Below are 1,532 nucleotides of genomic sequence, written 5' to 3' on the forward strand. Positions count from 1 at the left end.
TTGCGGATCTCGATCATCCGCCGGGTCCAGTGCAGCAGCGAGGACGGCGAGGACATCGACGCCTCGACATTGGTGACCTGGTAGCCGTAGACCGGATCCATGATCGTCGGCAGATACAGGCGGCCCGGATCACACGAGGAGAAACCCGCGTTGCGGTCCGGGGTCCACTGCATCGGCGTGCGCACCGCGTCCCGGTCACCGAGCCAGATGTTGTCGCCCATACCGATCTCGTCGCCGTAGTACAGGATCGGCGAACCGGGCAGCGACAGCAGCAGCGCGGTGAACAACTCGATCTGGTTGCGGTCGTTGTCCAGCAGCGGCGCCAGCCGGCGCCGGATCCCGATGTTGGCGCGCATGCGGGGGTCCTTGGCGTACTCCGCCCACATGTAGTCGCGTTCCTCGTCGGTGACCATCTCCAAGGTCAGCTCGTCGTGGTTGCGCAGGAAGATCCCCCACTGGCAGTTCGAGGGGATCGCCGGGGTCTTGGCCAGGATCTCCGAGACCGGGTAGCGCGACTCGCGGCGCACCGCCATGAAGATCCGCGGCATCACCGGGAAGTGGAAGGCCATGTGGCACTCGTCGCCGCCGCTTTCGAAGTCGCCGAAGTAGTCGACCACGTCCTCGGGCCACTGATTGGCCTCCGCCAGCACCACCGTGTCCGGATACTGCGCGTCGATCTCCTTGCGGACCCGCTTGAGGAACTCGTGCGTGGCGGGAAGGTTCTCGCAGTTGGTGCCCTCCTCCTGGTAGAGGTAGGGCACCGCGTCCAGCCGGAACCCGTCGATGCCCAGATCCAGCCAGAACCGCAGCGCGGAGATCATCTCCTCCTGCACGGCCGGGTTCTCGTAGTTCAGATCCGGCTGGTGGGAGAAGAACCGGTGCCAGTAGTACTGCTTACGGACCGGGTCGAAGGTCCAGTTGGAGGCCTCGGTGTCGACGAAGATGATCCGCGCGTCCTGGTACTGCTTGTCGTCGTCGGCCCACACGTAGTAGTCCCCGTAGGGGCCCTCCGGATGGGCGCGGGACTCCTGGAACCACGGATGCTGGTCGCTGGTGTGGTTCATCACGAAATCGATGATCACCCGCATGCCCCGCTGATGCGCGGCGTCCACGAACTCCACGAAGTCCGCCAGATCCCCGAACTCCGGCAGCACCGCCGTGTAGTCGGACACGTCATAGCCGCCATCGCGCAGCGGCGACTTGAAGAACGGCGGCAGCCACAGGCAGTCCACCCCCAGCCACTGCAGATAGTCCAGCTTCGCGGTCAGCCCCTTCAGATCACCCACACCATCACCGTTGCTGTCCTGGAAGGAGCGGACCAGGACCTCGTAGAAGACGGCACGCTTGAACCACTGCGGATCACGCTCGGCGGCCGGAGTGTCCTCGAAAGTGTCCGGGACGGGCTCGTTGACGATCATCGTGTGGGTGACCCCCCGATCTGCGGTGAGGACGGTCGCAGAACACTGAGCACATGCGCCGGACTCTCACCCGGCACAAGCCGCACATAATTGGTCCTGCCCCAGTGGTAGGTG

Annotated in this window: 1 protein-coding gene and 1 pseudogene; both read right to left on the reverse strand. The window is 64.8% G+C overall.

All coding sequences use genetic code 11. From position 1 onward, the window contains the following. The coding region (gene treS / locus ABZ904_RS51230) for a maltose alpha-D-glucosyltransferase (protein WP_361831219.1) at nt 1-1,418 on the reverse strand (1,418 nt) is incomplete at its 3' end. Beyond that, nucleotides 1,415-1,532 (reverse strand): annotated as a pseudogene (locus ABZ904_RS51235) (alpha-amylase); the annotation flags it as partial. The pseudogene ABZ904_RS51235 and the gene treS, both read right to left, overlap by 4 nt.

Source organism: Streptomyces sp. NPDC046900, from assembly GCF_040644975.1.
Classification (GTDB): Bacteria; Actinomycetota; Actinomycetes; order Streptomycetales; family Streptomycetaceae; genus Streptomyces.